11 protein-coding genes are annotated in these 16,208 nt (G+C 68.0%); 4 read left to right on the top strand and 7 right to left on the bottom strand.

Annotation, left to right across the window (positions count from 1 at the left end; genetic code table 11):
- Positions 1-113: 113 nt before the first annotated feature.
- From ACIQMR_RS29970 to ACIQMR_RS29940, 7 genes are all read right to left on the bottom strand, one after another.
- Entirely contained in the window at positions 114-1,229 is a 1,116-nt protein-coding gene (locus ACIQMR_RS29970; protein WP_401393737.1) for an ABC transporter ATP-binding protein, read from the bottom strand.
- A 14-nt stretch (positions 1,230-1,243) separates the two neighbouring features.
- Entirely contained in the window at positions 1,244-2,305 is a 1,062-nt protein-coding gene (locus ACIQMR_RS29965; RefSeq protein ID WP_401393734.1) for an ABC transporter ATP-binding protein, read from the bottom strand.
- A 10-nt stretch (positions 2,306-2,315) separates the two neighbouring features.
- Positions 2,316-3,293, bottom strand: a complete 978-nt coding sequence (locus tag ACIQMR_RS29960; RefSeq protein WP_401393731.1) for an ABC transporter permease — start codon at positions 3,291-3,293, stop codon at positions 2,316-2,318.
- Between the two features lie 105 nt (positions 3,294-3,398).
- Positions 3,399-5,195: an ABC transporter substrate-binding protein gene (locus ACIQMR_RS29955; protein WP_401393728.1), complete on the bottom strand. Its 1,797-nt coding sequence runs from the start codon at positions 5,193-5,195 to the stop codon at positions 3,399-3,401.
- A 97-nt stretch (positions 5,196-5,292) separates the two neighbouring features.
- On the bottom strand, positions 5,293-6,330 hold the full coding sequence (locus tag ACIQMR_RS29950) for an ABC transporter permease (protein WP_401393725.1): 1,038 nt from the start codon (positions 6,328-6,330) through the stop codon (positions 5,293-5,295).
- A gap of 885 nt (positions 6,331-7,215) precedes the next feature.
- Complete coding sequence (typA, locus tag ACIQMR_RS29945; RefSeq protein ID WP_401393722.1) at positions 7,216-9,117, bottom strand: translational GTPase TypA; 1,902 nt, start codon at positions 9,115-9,117, stop codon at positions 7,216-7,218.
- Positions 9,118-9,410: 293 nt separating this feature from the next.
- On the bottom strand, positions 9,411-11,996 hold the full coding sequence (locus tag ACIQMR_RS29940) for an ABC transporter substrate-binding protein (RefSeq protein ID WP_401393719.1): 2,586 nt from the start codon (positions 11,994-11,996) through the stop codon (positions 9,411-9,413).
- Between the two features lie 301 nt (positions 11,997-12,297).
- Between ACIQMR_RS29940 and ACIQMR_RS29935 the strand changes: the two genes are divergently transcribed.
- The 4 genes from ACIQMR_RS29935 to ACIQMR_RS29920 are packed head-to-tail and all read left to right on the top strand — an operon-like array spanning position 12,298 to position 16,115.
- Positions 12,298-12,528, top strand: a complete 231-nt coding sequence (locus tag ACIQMR_RS29935) for a hypothetical protein (RefSeq protein ID WP_266382518.1) — start codon at positions 12,298-12,300, stop codon at positions 12,526-12,528.
- Between the two features lie 8 nt (positions 12,529-12,536).
- Complete coding sequence (locus ACIQMR_RS29930; protein WP_401393716.1) at positions 12,537-13,355, top strand: hypothetical protein; 819 nt, start codon at positions 12,537-12,539, stop codon at positions 13,353-13,355.
- 19 nt (positions 13,356-13,374) lie between these two features.
- A complete protein-coding gene (locus ACIQMR_RS29925) occupies positions 13,375-15,345 on the top strand; it encodes a fumarate reductase/succinate dehydrogenase flavoprotein subunit (protein ID WP_401393714.1) in 1,971 nt (656 codons plus the stop codon).
- Entirely contained in the window at positions 15,342-16,115 is a 774-nt protein-coding gene (locus ACIQMR_RS29920; RefSeq protein WP_401393711.1) for a succinate dehydrogenase/fumarate reductase iron-sulfur subunit, read from the top strand. Before ACIQMR_RS29925 ends, ACIQMR_RS29920 begins: the two co-directional genes overlap by 4 nt.
- The last annotated feature ends 93 nt before the right edge of the window (positions 16,116-16,208 follow it).

The raw sequence follows: 16,208 nt of genomic DNA, 5'->3' as shown, positions 1-16,208 counted from the left end.
CCGCGCCAGCGCGCTGGCCCCGCGCCCCCCCCCGCGGCCGCCGGGGGGGGCCCCGCCCCGCGCCCCCCCCCCCCCGACGCCGGGGCGTCTGCCTACGAAAGCGCCGGTCGATCTCAGTCGTCGGCGTGCGCGTCCTCGAGCGCCGCGAGCGCCGGGTCGAGGACGACGTCCTCGGCACGCGCCTCGGTCGTCGGGTCCTCCGGGAAGTGGCAGGCCGTCAGGTGGCCGGCACGGTTCCCCGAGATCTGCACCAGCGGCGGCTCCTCCGTGGCGCACTTGTCCTGCGCCTTCCAGCAGCGGGTGCGGAAGCGGCAGCCGGACGGCGGGTTCACCGGAGAGGGCACGTCGCCGGAGAGACGGATCCGCTCCTTCTTGTGGGAGTCCACGTCCGCCTCGGGCACCGCCGAGAGCAGGGCGTGCGTGTACGGGTGGCGGGGCCGGTTGTACAGCGAGTCGCGGTCCGCGACCTCCACCACCTTGCCCAGGTACATGACGGCCACACGCTGAGAGAAGTGCCGCACGACCGCGAGGTCGTGGGCGATGAAGAGGAAGGCGATGCCCAGCTCTTCCTGGACCTTCTGCAGCAGGTTGACGACCTGCGCCTGGATCGACACGTCCAGCGCGGAGACCGGCTCGTCCGCGATGATCAGCTTCGGCTCCAGGGCCAGGGCCCGGGCCACACCGATGCGCTGCCGCTGTCCGCCGGAGAACTCGTGCGGGAAGCGGTTGTAGTGCTCCGGGTTGAGACCCACGGTCTCCAGCAGCTCCCGCACCCGCTTCTCACGGCCCCCGGGCGGGTTGATGCCGTTGACCTCCATCGGGCTCTTGATGATCGTGCCGACCGTCTGCCGCGGGTTCAGCGACGAGTACGGGTCCTGGAAGATCATCTGGATCTCGGACCTGACCGGCGCGAGCTGCCTGCGGCTGGCCCGGGTGATGTCCCGGCCGGCGTAGGTGATCCTGCCGCCGCTGGGCTCCATCAGCCGGGTGATCAGCCGACCCGTGGTGGACTTGCCACAACCGGACTCGCCCACGAGACCGAGGGCCTCACCGGCGTGCACGGTCAGGTCGACCCCGTCCACCGCCTTGACGGCACCGACCTGGCGCTTGAACGGAAAGCCGCCGTAGATCGGAAAGTGTTTCGTCAGGCCCTCGACGGTGAGCAACGGCTCTCCGCCGACGCTGTCGGTTGAACCCTGCTGTTCAGGCAGAGTGACGTTCTCACTCATGTCTCTGCGTCTCCCTAGCCCAGCCGGGGCTTGATCTGATCGATGAAGATGGTCTGCTTCTGATCCCCCGTGAGGTGGCACGCGGCAGCGCGCCCGGCGCCCAGGCTCGGACGCTCACCGGAGCACCGCGAGCCGCTGACTTCGTCGACGAAGGCACAGCGCGGGTGGAACGGGCAGCCCGAGGGCGGGTTCAGCAGGCTGGGCGGAGATCCGGGGATCGGCACCAGCGCCTCGCTCGTGTCACCGCCAAGACGCGGCATGGAGCTCAGCAGACCCCAGGTGTAGGGGTGCTGCGGCGCCTGGAGCACCTCTCGGACGCTACCGCGCTCGACCGCCCGCCCCGCGTACATCACGAGCAGATCGTCCGCCATGTTGGCGATGACGCCCAGGTCGTGCGTGATGAAGACGATCGCCGACCCGAACTCCTGCTGGAGGTCCTTGAGCAGGTCGAGAATCTGGGCCTGCACGGTCACGTCGAGCGCGGTGGTCGGCTCGTCCGCGATCAGCAGGTCGGGGTCGCACATCAGCGCCATGGCGATCATGGCACGCTGGCGCATACCGCCGGAGAACTGGTGCGGGTAGTCGTCGAAGCGCAGGGCGGGCTGCGGGATGCCCACCTTGTCGAGCATCTGGATGGCCCGGGCCTTCGCCTCCTTCTTCGAGGCGCCACGGTGCTTCATGAACGGCTCGGACAGCTGCCTGCCCACCGTGTAGTACGGCGAGAGCGCGGTCAGCGGGTCCTGGAAGATCATCGCGGCCTTGTTGCCACGGATCTTCTCCAGCTCCCGTTCCGACGCACCGGTCAGCTCCTGGCCGTCCAGGATGATCTCGCCGTCGATCTCGGTGTGCTTGCGGCTGTGCAGGCCGAGCACGGTCAGGTTGGTGACGGACTTGCCGGATCCCGACTCGCCCACGATGCCGAGCGTCTTGCCACGCTCGACGTCGAAGGAAAGGCCGTCGACCGCCTTGACGATGCCGTCCTCGGTGGAGAACCGCACCCGCAGGTCGCGGACCGAGAGGAAGGCCTCCGGCCCGGTCGGGGCCGGTGCGTCTTCGGTCTTGGTCAGTGTGGTCACGGTCGTTCTCCTAGGCGAGGCGCACGCGCGGGTCGATGTAGGCGTAGGCGAGGTCCACGAGGATGTTCAGGAGCAGGATGAAGAAGGCTCCGAACAGCATCACGCCCATCGTCTGCGGGAGGTCCTTGGTCAGCGAGGACTCCACCGCGAGACGGCCGATGCCCGCCAGGTCGAAGGTGAACTCGGTGACCACCGCGCCTGCGAGCAGGCCACTGAGGTCCATACCGAGGATCGTCACGATCGGGGTGAGCGAGCCGCGCCAGGCGTAGCGGAAGAAGACGTACCGCTGGCGCATGCCCTTGGCGCGCGCGGTGCGGACATGCTCCTCCTGGAGCTGCTCGATCATGGTGGAGCGCGCCATACGCGTGTACTGCGCGGTGAAGATCGTCGCCATGACGGCCCAGGGGATCACCAGACCCATGAACCAGCCGGCCGGATCGTCCGTGAACGGAACGTACTTGGGGCTCTCCAGCCAGCCTGTGCTGTACACGAAGATGCCAAGAACGATCGGCCCCAGGAAGTAGATCTGGAACGAGCTGAGAACCATGGAGGCGCCACTGACGGCCTTGTCGAGCGAGCTGCCGCGCTTCCAGGCGGCGAGCAGACCCGAGCCGAGGCCCAGCACCAGGAAGATGATCAGACCACCGACGGTCAGCGAGAGCGTCAGCGGGAAGCGGTCCAGGATGGAGTCCCACACGAACTCGCCGGTGGTGAAGGACATCCCGAGGCAGGGAGCGTCGCAGTGTCCGACAGGGAAGTCCCGGCCGACCACGATTCCGGCCATGAAGTCCCAGAACTGCGCGAGGATCGGCTTGTCGAGGCCGAGGTTCTCCCGGATCACCGCGAGGTTCTCCGGGCTGCAGTTCTTGCCGCAGGAGAGCGCGGCGAAGTCCTGGGGGATTGTGTAGAACAGGAAGAACGTGAACGCGCCGATCAGGAACATGATGACGACGGCGCCGGTCAGCCTGCGAATGAGGAACTGAAGCATGGCGGGAAGCTGCTCTCTTCGGAAGCGGCGGGAGTGAGGGGTTGAGTGCCCGTGGGGGTGCGCTCCGCCTGGCGCGCACCCCCACGGGTCAGCCGTGAGCCGGTGTTACGGCTGCTTCAGGTACAGGTCGTTGATGTCGATGTAGCTCGACTCGGTGCTGTACTTCGCGCCGCCGATGTTCGAACCGAACAGCTGCACGACCTTGGAGTAGTAGACCGGGACGGCCGGGTTGATCTCCTCCACGATCCGCTTGTGAGCCTCTTCCCACTTCTTGGCCGCGGCCACGGGCTCCAGCGTCAGCGCCTCCTGGATGAGGGAGTTGACCTTGGCGTCGTTGATGTGGGAGTAGTTCGAGGCACCGTCGGAGATCAGCTTGCCGTCGTAGACCGGGGTGACGACCGTGGACTGGGACGGCCAGTCCTGGCCCCAACCGGTCATGTACAGGTCGTACGGGTTCTTGATCTTGCCGATGGTCTCGTAGAACGCGGCCCGGTCGATCTCCTTGGCCTGGACGTCGAAGCCGATCTTGGCGAGCGCGTCCTTGATGATGACCTGCTGCTTCTGCCCACGCGGGGTGTTGGAGTAGGCGTAGGTGAGCTTCGTGCCCTCCTTGACACCCGCCTCCTTCAGCAGCTGCTTGGCCTTCTCGATGTCACCGTTGGGCTTCTTCAGCTTGCCGAACGGGTCGTAGCTCTTGTCGAAGCCCGGCAGGGTCGGGGCGAACAGACCACCGGCGACCTCACCGCCGTACTTGCCACCGTCGGCCTGGACCATGGCCGCGCTCGGCATGGCGTAGGCGATCGCGTCACGGACCTTCTTGTCCTTGACGCGGTCCAGGTTGAAGGTCAGCTGCCAGACGTAGGGCTGGTAGCCCTTGATCGTCCGCGCGTTCACCTTCGCGTTGGTGATGACGGCCTGCATCTGGTCCGTGTCGACCTGGTCCGAGAACTGGATGGCGTTCTTGGCCTCGCCCTGGTCGGCGATCAGACGCTTGGTCTGGTTGACCGGGTCGATGGTCGTGGTGAAGTTGTAGCCGTCGACGTACTGGTGGCGAACCGCGTCCGTCTTCGGGTCCCAGTTGGTGTTCTTCACCAGGGTCAGGGACTTGCCGGCCTTGTAGTCGGAGATCTTGTACGGGCCGAGGGCCTTGGGGGCCTTGTCGTACTTCTCCTTCGTGTCCGCCTTCTCCGGAACGATGGCGTAACCGGCCATGGAGAGGGCCTGCGGCAGGTCCGGGCGCGGCTGGCTGAAGTTGAAGACGACCGTCTTGGCGTCCGGGGTCGCGAGAACGCTGTCCGGCAGGTGCTTGGTGCCGTACCCACCGTCCGGCAGCGCCTTGCGGTAGTCGTTGCCCGAGAGCCACGACTGGACGAACGACGGACCGTCGAAGATGTGCTTCGCGTACATGCGCTCGATGGTGTGGCGCACGTCGGCGGACGTGATGGCGTTGCCATCCTCGTCCTTGATGCCGTCCTTCAGAGTGAAGGTCCAGGTCTTGCCGCCGTTGGACGACTTGCCGGAGTCGGTGGCGATGTCACCGACGACGGTCAGGTTGCCCTTCTCGTCCTCCTGGTAGTTCGTCAGACCACGGTGGATCAGGTTGGCGAACTGGCCGGCGTCGCTGACGTAGATCTGACCCGGGTCCATGTGGGTCATGTCCGACTGCGCGTAGACGTTGATGGTGCCGCCGGGCTTGGCGCCCGGGATCTCGGCCGCCGGACCGTTGGACGCGGCAGCGTCACCGTAGACAACCGGCTTGGACTGAGTCGCTGCGTCCGCCTGGGACTTCGACTGGTCCTTGGAGTTCTTGCCGCTGTCGTTGGAGCAGCCGGTAAGCGCCAGTGAGCCGGCCGCCGTGGCGACGACTATGGCGCGTGCGGCGCGCGCTCGGGTGGGCTTCATGATGCTCGTGCACCTACCTGTCGGTTGTTATCCAGAAGAGCTGCCTGGCCGTCCGGTTGCCCGGCGCGAGGGCGGCAGCTGCCCTCGCACATGGACGTCACCGTCCGGTCTTGGGGTCGAACGCGTCGCGGACCGAGTCACCCAGGAGGTTGAAGGCGAGGACGAAGATGACCATCGAGACACCTGGGAAGACCATGAAGGCCGGGTCCTGCTCGTAGAGCCTGGCGCCGATGGCGAACATGCGGCCCCAGTCGGGGGTGGGCTCGACGAAACCGACACCCACGTAGGAGAGGAACGCGATGCTGAGGATGGCGCTGGGCAGCATGTAGGTGCCCTGCACCAGGATCGGCGTGACGATGTTCGGCAGGATCTCCTTGCGCACGATCCTGCCCCGGGAGGCACCCGAGACCTTGGCCGCCTCGACGAACTCACGCTCGCGCAGGGACAGTACCGAACTGCGCACCAGACGGGCCATACCCATCCAGCCGAGGAACCACGACACCAGGATGATCGCAACCGCCCGCAGGTACGTTGGCGTCTCATCCGTCGGGGAGACGAACAGCGCGGTCACGATGGGCATGAACGCGATGAAGAACAGCTGGTTGGGGAACGACAGGAAGAAGTCCGTGATCCTGCCCAGCCAGTAGTCGACCCGACCGCCGAAGTAGCCACCGATCATGCCGATGATCACGCCGGTCAGCACACAGAGGAACGTCAGGACCAGCGCCATGAAGAGCGAGGTGCGCATGCCGTAGATCAGCATCGTGAACACGTCGCGGCCCAGGTTGGGCTCGACGCCGAACCAGAACTCGCTCGAGACACCGCCGAAGGGACCGCTGGGCATCGCGAAGTCGTCCAGGAGGAACGGGTAGTCCGGCTCCTGCGCGTACAGCGTGTAGGGATTCTTGCCGTACACGGCCGAGATCACCGGGGCCAGCGCGGCGACGACGAAGAAGAAGAGCACCACACAGGCGGAGATCACGCCCGTACGGTCGCGCTTGAAGCGCGCCCACATCAGCTGGCCGGGCGACCGGCCGGTGAGGGATTTGCCGTCCGCGCCGACGTTCTTCGCCGCGGTCTCTTTGTCCAAGGCGACAGAGGCCTTCTCGTCCTCGATCTCAATTGGACTGGTCATGATGGTGTCCATTCACGGGTGTCGGGTGACCCGCGATCCTGCATCCTGCGACGGTCCGGACGGTTCACGTCCGTTCTGCCACGGCTGCTTGACGATCTCCCGGTGCCTGCCGTCGCCCTGGACGGGTACGGCGGCGCAACCGCACGCCTGACGGGATCACCCCGTAGGCGCTACGACCGGAAAGACGTCAATCGGGAGGATTCCTCCCGAGGAACGCGAGCCGAGCGGTTGACCGGGTCTCAGAAGTGCCGGCCGCTGCCGGCGACCAGACCGGATGATGTGCGCTGAAAAATGGCCGCACGAGCCATCTGTGACGACCCGACCCCACTGGCGCTCGTGGCACCGCGCATGGGTTCCTCCTCATGAGTCCACGTATTCACTGCAAGGCTGGACACATGACGACGCCGACACCCCTGACGGCGAAGATCCGTGTCCCGTGTGCTCGTGAGTCGGCGCTCCCCACAGCGCGTGACCCGTTGACCCGAGCTCAGTGAAGCCAACTATTAGGTAAGTTCGGGCTGTAAACCACACTTAAAGCATCTCGTTTTGGCAACATCACTCCACCCCAGAGGCCCAAAATTCGGACAAAGGGATCGCAGACAGACACCCCCGAAACGGACTGTTAATACAGGTTTCCGGTGCGCTACGTCCGATAGTCGAACCTTCCGGGTACGAAATCCTGTTGACGGACAAGCCGTCACGAGGGACGTGTGGCAGCCGTCACGAGGAACGTGTGGGCCCCGTCACGGCAGCCCTCAAGGCTGCCGTACGACGTGAACGGCATACGCGAACGGCCCGGACGGCCCCCGCGGAGGGGGACTGTCCGGGCCGTTCGCGTATGCCGGGCGGTTCAGCCGTGGTAGGCGCTTTTCAGCCGAACTCGGCTCAGCCGTGCTTGGCGCGGGACGCGGCGCGGGCGCGCTCGCGGGCGTCCAGGTTCACCTTGCGGATACGAACCGCCTCGGGCGTGACCTCGACGCACTCGTCGTCGCGGCAGAACTCCAGCGACTGCTCCAGCGAGAGCTTCCGCGGCGGCACCACGTTCTCGGTGTTGTCCGCGGAAGCCGCACGCATGTTGGTGAGCTTCTTCTCCTTCGTGATGTTCACGTCCATGTCGTCGGAGCGCGAGTTCTCGCCGACGATCATGCCCTCGTACACCTCGGTGCCGGGCTCGGTGAACAGGACGCCGCGCTCCTGCAGGTTGATCATCGCGAACGGCGTGACCGCACCCGAGCGGTCGGCGACCAGGGAGCCGTTGTTGCGCGTCACGAGCGGGCCGAACCACGGCTCGTGGCCCTCGTGGATCGAGTGGGCGATACCGGTACCGCGGGTGTTCGTCAGGAACTCCGTACGGAACCCGATGAGGCCACGGGACGGAACGACGAACTCCATGCGGACCCAGCCGGAGCCGTGGTTCGACATGTTGTCCATGCGGCCCTTGCGGACGCCCATGAGCTGCGTGACCGCGCCCATGTGCTCCTCGGGCACGTCGATCGTCATGCGCTCGACCGGCTCGTGCACCTTGCCGTCGACGACCTGCGTGACCACCTGCGGCTTGCCGATGGTCAGCTCGAAGCCCTCACGGCGCATCTGCTCCACCAGGATCGCCAGCGCCAGCTCACCGCGGCCCTGCACCTCCCAGGCGTCCGGGCGCTCGGTGTCCAGGACGCGCAGCGAGACGTTACCGATCAGCTCGCGGTCGAGGCGGTCCTTGACCTGGCGGGCGGTGACCTTGCGGTCCTTGACGGCGGACTTGGCGTCCGCGCCCTTTCCGGTGCCGCCGCGGCCGACCAGCGGGGAGGTGTTCGTACCGATGGTCATGGAGATCGCCGGCTCGTCGACCGAGATCAGCGGCAGCGCGACCGGGTTCTCCGGGTCGGCCAGCGTCTCGCCGATCATGATGTCGGGGATACCGGCGACCGCGCAGATGTCACCGGGGCCGGCCATCTCGGCGGGCTTGCGGGTGAGCGCCTCGGTCATCATCAGCTCGGTGATGCGGACGTTCGAGATCGAACCGTCGCGCTTGATCCAGGCGACGGTCTGGCCCTTGCGCAGCTCGCCCTGCTCGACGCGGAGCAGCGCGATACGGCCGAGGAAGTTGTCGGCGTCCAGGTTGGTGACGTGGGCCTGCAGCGGGGCGCTCTCGTCGTACTCCGGAGCCGGGACGGACTCCAGGAGGGTGGAGAAGAAGGGCTCCAGGCTGTCGCTGTCGGCCGGAACGGTGCCGTCCTGCGGCTTGGTCAGCGAGGCGACGCCGTCACGGGCACAGGCGTAGACGATGGGGAACTCGATCTGGTCCTCGTCGGCGTCCAGGTCGAGGAAGAGGTCGTACGTCTCGTTGACGACCTCGTCGATGCGGGAGTCCGGGCGGTCCGTCTTGTTGATGCAGAGGATGACCGGCATCCGGGCTTGGAGGGCCTTGCGGAGCACGAAGCGGGTCTGCGGGAGCGGGCCCTCGGAGGCGTCGACGAGCAGGACGACCGCGTCGACCATGGACAGACCGCGCTCGACCTCGCCACCGAAGTCGGCGTGGCCGGGGGTGTCGATGATGTTGATCGTGATCGGGTCCCCGCCGTCCTTCGGGTGGTACTTCACCGCGGTGTTCTTGGCGAGGATCGTGATGCCCTTCTCACGCTCCAGGTCGTTCGAGTCCATCATGCGGTCGTCGAGCTGCTGGTGGGCGGCGAAGGCTCCGGCCTGCTTCAGCATGGCGTCGACCAGGGTGGTCTTGCCGTGGTCGACGTGGGCGACGATGGCGACGTTACGGATGTCGTGGCGCGTGGGCATGGGTTGCTTGCGCTTCTCTCGGATCGTGGGGTGCGGCGTCTGTTTCCTCGTACGCCCGCCGGGCGGACGCGCCACGGCTGTGTCCTATGGTACGGGGCCGTCGCGTCAGCGGCTTCCCGGCCCGATCGGAGGCCTGGAACGACCTTGCCCGCCGTGGGCGACGGCGGGCAAGGGACTTGAGCTGATTCTGAGGTCGAGAGCCTCTGGAGCTGGTGGTTTCCGGGGGCGGCTTCCTTCCGTGGCCGGGTCGGTCCCGCTGCCGGCCCCCTCCGGGGCCGGCGTCCCTTCCGGGATCAGTCCCTTTCGTTCGTCCCTGCGCCATGTGCCGGCGCCTTGGCCTTCACGAAACCGATGTCCTGGTAGCGCGGCGTCGAGAACCCGAAGGCGCCCGCGTTGACGAGTTCACGCTTGGCCGCCACCAGCTCGGGCCGCTGGTAGAGCGGGATGGACGCGGCGGCGGCCCAGATCCGGGCGTCGGCCTGCTTCATCAGCTCGCGGGCCGCTCCTTCGTCCAGCTCGGAGAGTGCCTGGTCGAAGAGCTGGTCGATGCGGTCCGTACCGACCCGGGTGTAGTTCTGCTCGACCAGCAGCGAGCCGTCGGTGGCCGGCTCGGGCTTGGCGTAGATCGGCCGCGCGTCGGTCGCCGGGTAGGCCGAGGCCGGCCAGGAGTAGAGGGCGAGGTCGTAGTGGCCGGAGGCGATGTGGTCCTTGAAGAAGCTGTCCTCGGCGACCTTGGTGATCTCCGTACGGATACCGATCTTGTCCAGCATCCGGCGGATCCTGTCCCCGACGGTGCGCAGCGGCTCGGAACCCGGGCCCGAGGGGAGGACGAAACGCAGGGTGAGGGCCTTGCCATCCTTGCCGAGCGGGCCGGCGACCGGGGCCTTGCTGCCCGCGGGAGCCTTGGGGGCCAGCGGAGCCCTGGTGCCCACCGGCGCGTAGGCCCCGGCGACACCGCCCTCCCTCTTCTGTGCCTTCGGCATCGCCTTGTCCCCTTCGCCGCCGGCCAGGCCGTCGCGGCCGGGCTTGTCGTCACCGGCGATGGAGCGGCCCTCGCCGACGGCGCCGTGCGCCGGCGCGCCCGCTCGTGGCCCGTTCCCGACGGCCGGGCCGCCCGGGGCGGGGCTCTTCACGACCGGGCTGCCCTGCGCGGAACTCTTCACGGCCGGTCCGGCGGCTGCCGGGCTGCTCGGGACCGCGCCACCGGGCGCGGGGCTCTTCACGACCGGGCTGCCCGGCGCGGAACTCTTCACGGCCGGTCCGGCGGCTGCCGGGCTGCTCGGGACCGCGCCACCGGGCGCGGGGCTCTTCACGGCTGGGCTGCCCTGCGCGGAACTCTTCGCGGCCGGTCCGGCGGCTGCCGGGCTGCTCGCGGCCGGACCACCGGCCGACGGGCTCTGTGCCCCGGGGCTGCCGGCCGCCGCGCTCTTCTCGGGTCCCGCCTTCGTCCCGGGCTGCTTCGCGGTGGCGCCCTCCCGGGTCCAGCCCGCGTCGGCGAGCAGCGCCTGGGCCTCCTGGGTGTCCTGATCGCCGAGCGCACCGCTGCTGTCGGCGTACGCCGGCTGCCCCGCGAGGGCGAGGTGGCTGCCGACCGGCTCGGCGGGCAGACCGAGCGGCTTCAGCACGGCCTCCGCTAGCTCCTCGCGGTTCAGCGCCCTGGCCACGGCACGCCGTACCCGCTCGTCCGCCAGCGGCCCGGACTCGCCGTTGAGCGCGAGCTGGGTGTAGGCGGGCTCCAGGGACTTGCGGACCACGAATCCGCGCAGCGCCGTCTGCTCACTGGCGAACCGCGCGAAGCCGGCGTCATTGCGCTGACCGGCGAGCAGCTCGTCCTCGTCCTGCGCCTGCTCCTCGCCCTGCTCTCCTGCCTGCTCCTGCTCCTGGTCCTGCTCCTGGTCCTCGCCGGAGCCCTCCAGCGCGGTGTCCGGCCCACTGTCCCCGTTGTTCTGGTTGCCCGTCTCGCGCGAGGCCACGGCGATACGGTCCGCGACACTGCGGTCGATCTCGGCCAGATCGACCGCGCCCGTGGCGAGCGCGGCGGCACGCCGGTCGCGCGGCACGGCCCGGAGCACGAGCGAGTCCAGCTTGGCCGGCTCGCCCCACCAGCGCGGATTGCGGACCAAGGTGGCGGTGTCCTCCTCGCGGTCGACACTCTGGAGGGTGAAGGGCCCGGCGGTCTGGGCCAGCTCCGAGCGGGCGCCGTCGTTGAAGGCGGCCGGGCTGCCCATCGCCTCCTTCGGGTAGAGCGGGGTGAACAGCGATCGCCAGTCGGCGTACGGCTTGGCGAAGGTGACCCTGACCTCCAGGTCGCTCTTTCCGCGTTCGATCTTCTCGATCCGGTCGTAGCCGGCGTTGCGCGCGGTCCAGTACGCCGAGTCCTTGCCGCTCAGCGCCCGCCACTGGGCGAGGAAGTCGGCCGCGCCGATCTCCCGGCCGTCGGTCCAGACCGCCTCCTGGTTGAGCTTGTAGAGGACGACCTGCCTGGGCTCGCGGTCGACGATCTCGGCCGATTCCAGATAGTCGGGGTTGTGCTGGGGACGCCCACGCTCGTCGAGGCGGAAGAGGGAGGGGAGCACGGCACCGGCGATGCGCGAGGTGGCGACGTCGGCGTCGGCCTGGAAGGTGTTGAGCGTCGCGGGTACGGCGTCGACGGCCCAGCGCAGCGTGCCCCCCTGATCGATCTTGTTGCGCGCGGCATGGCCGATGTCCATGGGGACCACCACGGCCTCGGTGCCGGTCTCCTCCGAGGTGCAGCCGGCCAGCACGGGCAGGACGAGCACACCGCTGGTGAGCAGTGCGACGGACGTCCGGAGGCGGGGCGTGCGGAAGCAAGGTGTACGGGAGCATGTCCTCCCGCTTGGGGCGTCGACGTTGGACATGACTTGTACCCCTTCGTCCTTCAGTTAGCCATTTGATGATCTTTAGAGATGATCACACCTATTGCGCTTCACTGAAGAGGACGGAGGTCGGGGTGTGCCGCCGACACGACGCAGCGGCTCGTAAACCCCACCCATGCGGCCTATTGAGGAGCCCCTAACGGGTGGCGCGTACCGCGAATCGGTGCACACGCCTTCACAAGCAGGGATGTGACGCGCGACACTCGCAGGCGCACACAGAGCCCTCTGGGGGACAGCCCCAGACACCCGCATGCCACCGCGACCGCGGAAGTGAGGGCAGTTCATGTCCCTGCAGGACGAGTTGACGGACGTCAAGCGCCGTCTCGACGACCTGGCCCGAACGGTCGAACGGCTGGAGCGGAGCCTCACGCACAAGCGTGAGGACGCATCCCGGACCCAGCCGGCCGGCCGCCCCGAAGACCTGGTCACCATTCCCGACACCCCGTACGACAGCTCGCTGTGGACGGACTCGGACGACGAAGGCCTGGGTGCGCGCGACCGGCACGCGCCCTAGGAGCTTCGTTGGCCACAGGCACCGAACCTCACACCGACACCGGCGTACGCGGCGCCTCGCGCGCCGCCATCGCCCCCCGCCATCTCAGGACGGACCGCTGGTGGCTCGCGCCGGCCGCGACCGCCGGCGGTCTGCTCGCCTTCATCGTCTATTCGACCTGGCGGGCTTTCGCGAACAGCGACTACTACGCGGCACCGTATGTGTCGCCGTTCTACTCGCCCTGCCTCGCGGAGAACTGCGCCCCGATGAAGGGCGGCCCCAACTGGGAGATCTTCGGCAGCTGGTGGGGCCTCTCCCCCGCCCTGCTGATCCTGATCTTCCCGCTGGGCTTCCGGCTGACCTGCTACTACTACCGCAAGGCCTACTACCGGGGCTTCTGGGCCTCACCCCCGGCCTGCGCGGTCGCCGAACCGCACGCGAAGTACACGGGCGAGACCCGCTTCCCGCTGATCCTGCAGAACATGCACCGCTACTTCTTCTACGCGGCGCTGCCGGTCGCGGGCATCCTCACCTACGACACGGTGCTCGCCTTCCGCGACGAGACCTACGCCTGGGGCCACATGGGCCTCGGCACGCTGGTCTTCCTCGTCAACATCGGGCTGATCTGGGCGTACACCCTGTCCTGCCACTCCTGCCGGCACATCATCGGCGGCCGGCTGCGGCACTTCTCCAAGCACCCCGTGCGCTACCGGCTCTGGGGCTTCGTCGGCAAGCTGAATGACCGTCACATGCTGCTCGCCTGGTCGTCGCTGATCAGCGTCGCGCTCGCGGACTTCTACGTCTATCTGCTCGCCACCGGCGCCTTCGAGGATCCGCGCTTCTTCTAGAGAGGAAAGGTGCTCAGAGATGACTGAGCTCGAACGGCAGCAGTGGGATGTTGTCGTCGTGGGCGCGGGCGGCGCGGGACTGCGGGCCGCCATCGAGGCGCGTGAGCGGGGCGCCCGTACGGCCGTGATCTGCAAGTCGCTCTTCGGCAAGGCCCACACGGTGATGGCCGAGGGCGGAATCGCCGCCTCCATGGCGAATGTGAACTCCCATGACAACTGGCAGGTCCACTTCCGCGACACGATGCGCGGCGGGAAGTTCCTCAACCAGTGGCGGATGGCGGAGCTGCACGCCCAGGAGGCACCCGACCGGGTCTGGGAACTGGAGACCTGGGGTGCGCTCTTCGACCGCACCAAGGACGGGAAGATCTCCCAGCGCAACTTCGGCGGCCATGAGTATCCGCGACTGGCACACGTCGGCGACCGGACGGGCCTGGAGCTGATCCGGACCCTCCAGCAGAAGATCGTCGCACTGCAGCAGGAGGACAAGCGCGAGTTCGGCGACTACGAGGCACGGCTGAAGGTCTTCCAGGAGTGCACGGTGACCCGTGTCCTCAAGGAACAGGGGTCCAAGGACGGTGACCGCGTCTCGGGCGCCTTCTGCTACGAGCGCGAGTCCGGGCGCTTCTTCGTCCTGGAGGCGCCCGCGGTCGTGCTCGCCACCGGCGGTATCGGCAAGTCCTTCAAGGTGACGTCCAACTCCTGGGAGTACACGGGCGACGGGCACGCGCTGGCGCTGCTCGCCGGGGCACCGCTGATCAACATGGAGTTCGTGCAGTTCCATCCGACCGGCATGGTCTGGCCGCCGTCCGTGAAGGGCATTCTCGTCACCGAGTCGGTGCGCGGCGACGGAGGGGTGCTGCGCAACTCCGACGGCAAGCGGTTCATGTTCGACTACATCCCGGACGTCTTCAAGGAGAAGTACGCCGAGACGGAGGCGGAGGGCGACCGCTGGTACGAGGACCCGGACAACAACCGGCGTCCTCCCGAGCTGCTGCCCCGTGACGAGGTCGCCCGGGCGATCAACTCCGAGGTGAAGGCCGGCCGGGGGTCTCCGCACGGCGGGGTGTTCCTCGATGTGTCGACCCGGATGCCGGCCGAGGTGATCAAGCGCCGACTGCCGTCCATGTACCACCAGTTCAAGGAGCTGGCGGACGTGGACATCACGGCCGAGGCGATGGAGGTCGGACCGACCTGTCACTACGTGATGGGCGGCATCGCGGTCGACTCGGACACCGCCTCCGCGGTCGGCGTCCCCGGCCTGTTCGCCGCGGGCGAGGTCGCCGGCGGTATGCACGGCTCCAACCGGCTCGGCGGCAACTCTCTCTCCGATCTGCTGGTCTTCGGGCGGCGCGCCGGTCTGCACGCCGCCGAGTACTCCGCGGGGCTCGCCGGTGAACGGCCCCTCATCGACGAGGTCCAGATCGACGCGGCCGCGGCGGAGGCACTGCGTCCGTTCAGCGCGGAGAGTCCCGAGCCCGGCGCGGCTCCGGAGAATCCGTACACCCTGCACCAGGAACTCCAGCAGACGATGAACGACCTGGTCGGCATCATCCGGCGGGAGGCCGAGATGGCGCAGGCCCTGAAGAAGCTCGGCGACCTCCGGGTCCGGGCCCGGCGGGCGGGAGTCGAGGGCCACCGGCAGTTCAACCCTGGCTGGCATCTCGCCCTCGACCTGCGGAACATGCTGCTGGTCAGCGAGTGCATCGCCCGCTCGGCCCTGGAGCGCACCGAGAGCCGCGGCGGCCACACCCGCGAGGACTTTCCCACCATGGAACGCGAGTGGCGCCGCATCAATCTGCTGTGCCGCCTCGCCGACCGCGCCCTGGCCTTCGGCCTCGGGGACTCGGGCGGACCCGCGCCGACCGATCCCGTGCGCGGCCAGATCGACCTCACGCGCAAGACCACCGAACCCATCCGCCACGACCTGCTCGCCCTCTTCGAGAAGGAGGAGCTGGTCAAGTACCTCGCCGAAGAGGAGCTGTACGAATGAGCACGTACGACGCTCGGTTCAGGGTCTGGCGGGGAGACCAGGACGGCGGGGGCCTGACGGACTTCACGGTCGAGGTCAACGACGGTGAGGTCGTCCTCGACATCATCCACCGGCTGCAGGCCACCCAGGCGCCCGATCTGGCGGTGCGGTGGAACTGCAAGGCGGGCAAATGCGGCTCGTGCAGCGCGGAGATCAACGGCCGTCCACGGCTGCTGTGCATGACCCGGATGTCGGTCTTCGACCGGAGCGAAACCATCACCGTGACCCCGCTGCGGGCCTTTCCGGTGGTGCGTGACCTCGTCACGGACGTCACCTTCAACTACGCCAAGGCCCGGGAGGTCCCGGCTTTCGTCCCGCCCCCGGGGGTCGCGGCGGGTGAGTACCGCATGCAGCAGGTCGATGTGGACCGCTCGCAGGAGTTCCGCAAGTGCATCGAGTGCTTCCTGTGCCAGGACACCTGCCATGTGGTGCGTGACCACGAGGAGAACAAGCCGGCCTTCGCCGGGCCCCGCTTCCTGATGCGCGTGGCCGAGCTGGACATGCACCCCCTGGACGCGGCCGCCGAGACCGGCCTGGACCGCAAGCGAACGGCCCAGGACGAGCACGGTCTCGGCTACTGCAACATCACCAAGTGTTGCACCGAGGTGTGCCCCGAGGGCATCCACATCACGGACAACGCGCTGATCCCGCTCAAGGAGCGCGCGGTGGACCGGAAGTACGACCCGCTGGTGTGGCTGGGCAGCAAGATCCGGCGGCGGTCGGCGGACTAGACGGCGCGCTCCGGTACAGGGGTGGACAGGGCCGTGCACGCGGCCCTGTCCAGCCGGTACAGGTCGCAGGCAAGGGCCGTCCCCCGACCCGAA

It is taken from the genome of Streptomyces sp. NPDC091376 (assembly GCF_044757085.1).
GTDB classification, from domain to species: Bacteria; Actinomycetota; Actinomycetes; order Streptomycetales; family Streptomycetaceae; genus Streptomyces; species Streptomyces pratisoli.
This window is presented reverse-complemented; position numbering and strand designations above follow the sequence as displayed.

What these genes read in the sequence shown, in the direction of transcription:
- ACIQMR_RS29970 (WP_401393737.1), bottom strand. Translation starts at nt 1,229, where the DNA reads ATGAGTGAGAACGTCACTCTGCCTGAACAGCAGGGTTCAACCGACAGC.
- ACIQMR_RS29960 (WP_401393731.1), bottom strand. Translation starts at nt 3,293, where the DNA reads ATGCTTCAGTTCCTCATTCGCAGGCTGACCGGCGCCGTCGTCATCATG.
- ACIQMR_RS29955 (WP_401393728.1), bottom strand. Translation starts at nt 5,195, where the DNA reads ATGAAGCCCACCCGAGCGCGCGCCGCACGCGCCATAGTCGTCGCCACG.
- ACIQMR_RS29950 (WP_401393725.1), bottom strand. Translation starts at nt 6,330, where the DNA reads ATGACCAGTCCAATTGAGATCGAGGACGAGAAGGCCTCTGTCGCCTTG.
- typA (WP_401393722.1), bottom strand. Translation starts at nt 9,117, where the DNA reads ATGCCCACGCGCCACGACATCCGTAACGTCGCCATCGTCGCCCACGTC.
- ACIQMR_RS29940 (WP_401393719.1), bottom strand. Translation starts at nt 11,996, where the DNA reads ATGTCCAACGTCGACGCCCCAAGCGGGAGGACATGCTCCCGTACACCT.
- ACIQMR_RS29935 (WP_266382518.1), top strand. Translation starts at nt 12,298, where the DNA reads ATGTCCCTGCAGGACGAGTTGACGGACGTCAAGCGCCGTCTCGACGAC.
- ACIQMR_RS29925 (WP_401393714.1), top strand. Translation starts at nt 13,375, where the DNA reads ATGACTGAGCTCGAACGGCAGCAGTGGGATGTTGTCGTCGTGGGCGCG.
- ACIQMR_RS29920 (WP_401393711.1), top strand. Translation starts at nt 15,342, where the DNA reads ATGAGCACGTACGACGCTCGGTTCAGGGTCTGGCGGGGAGACCAGGAC.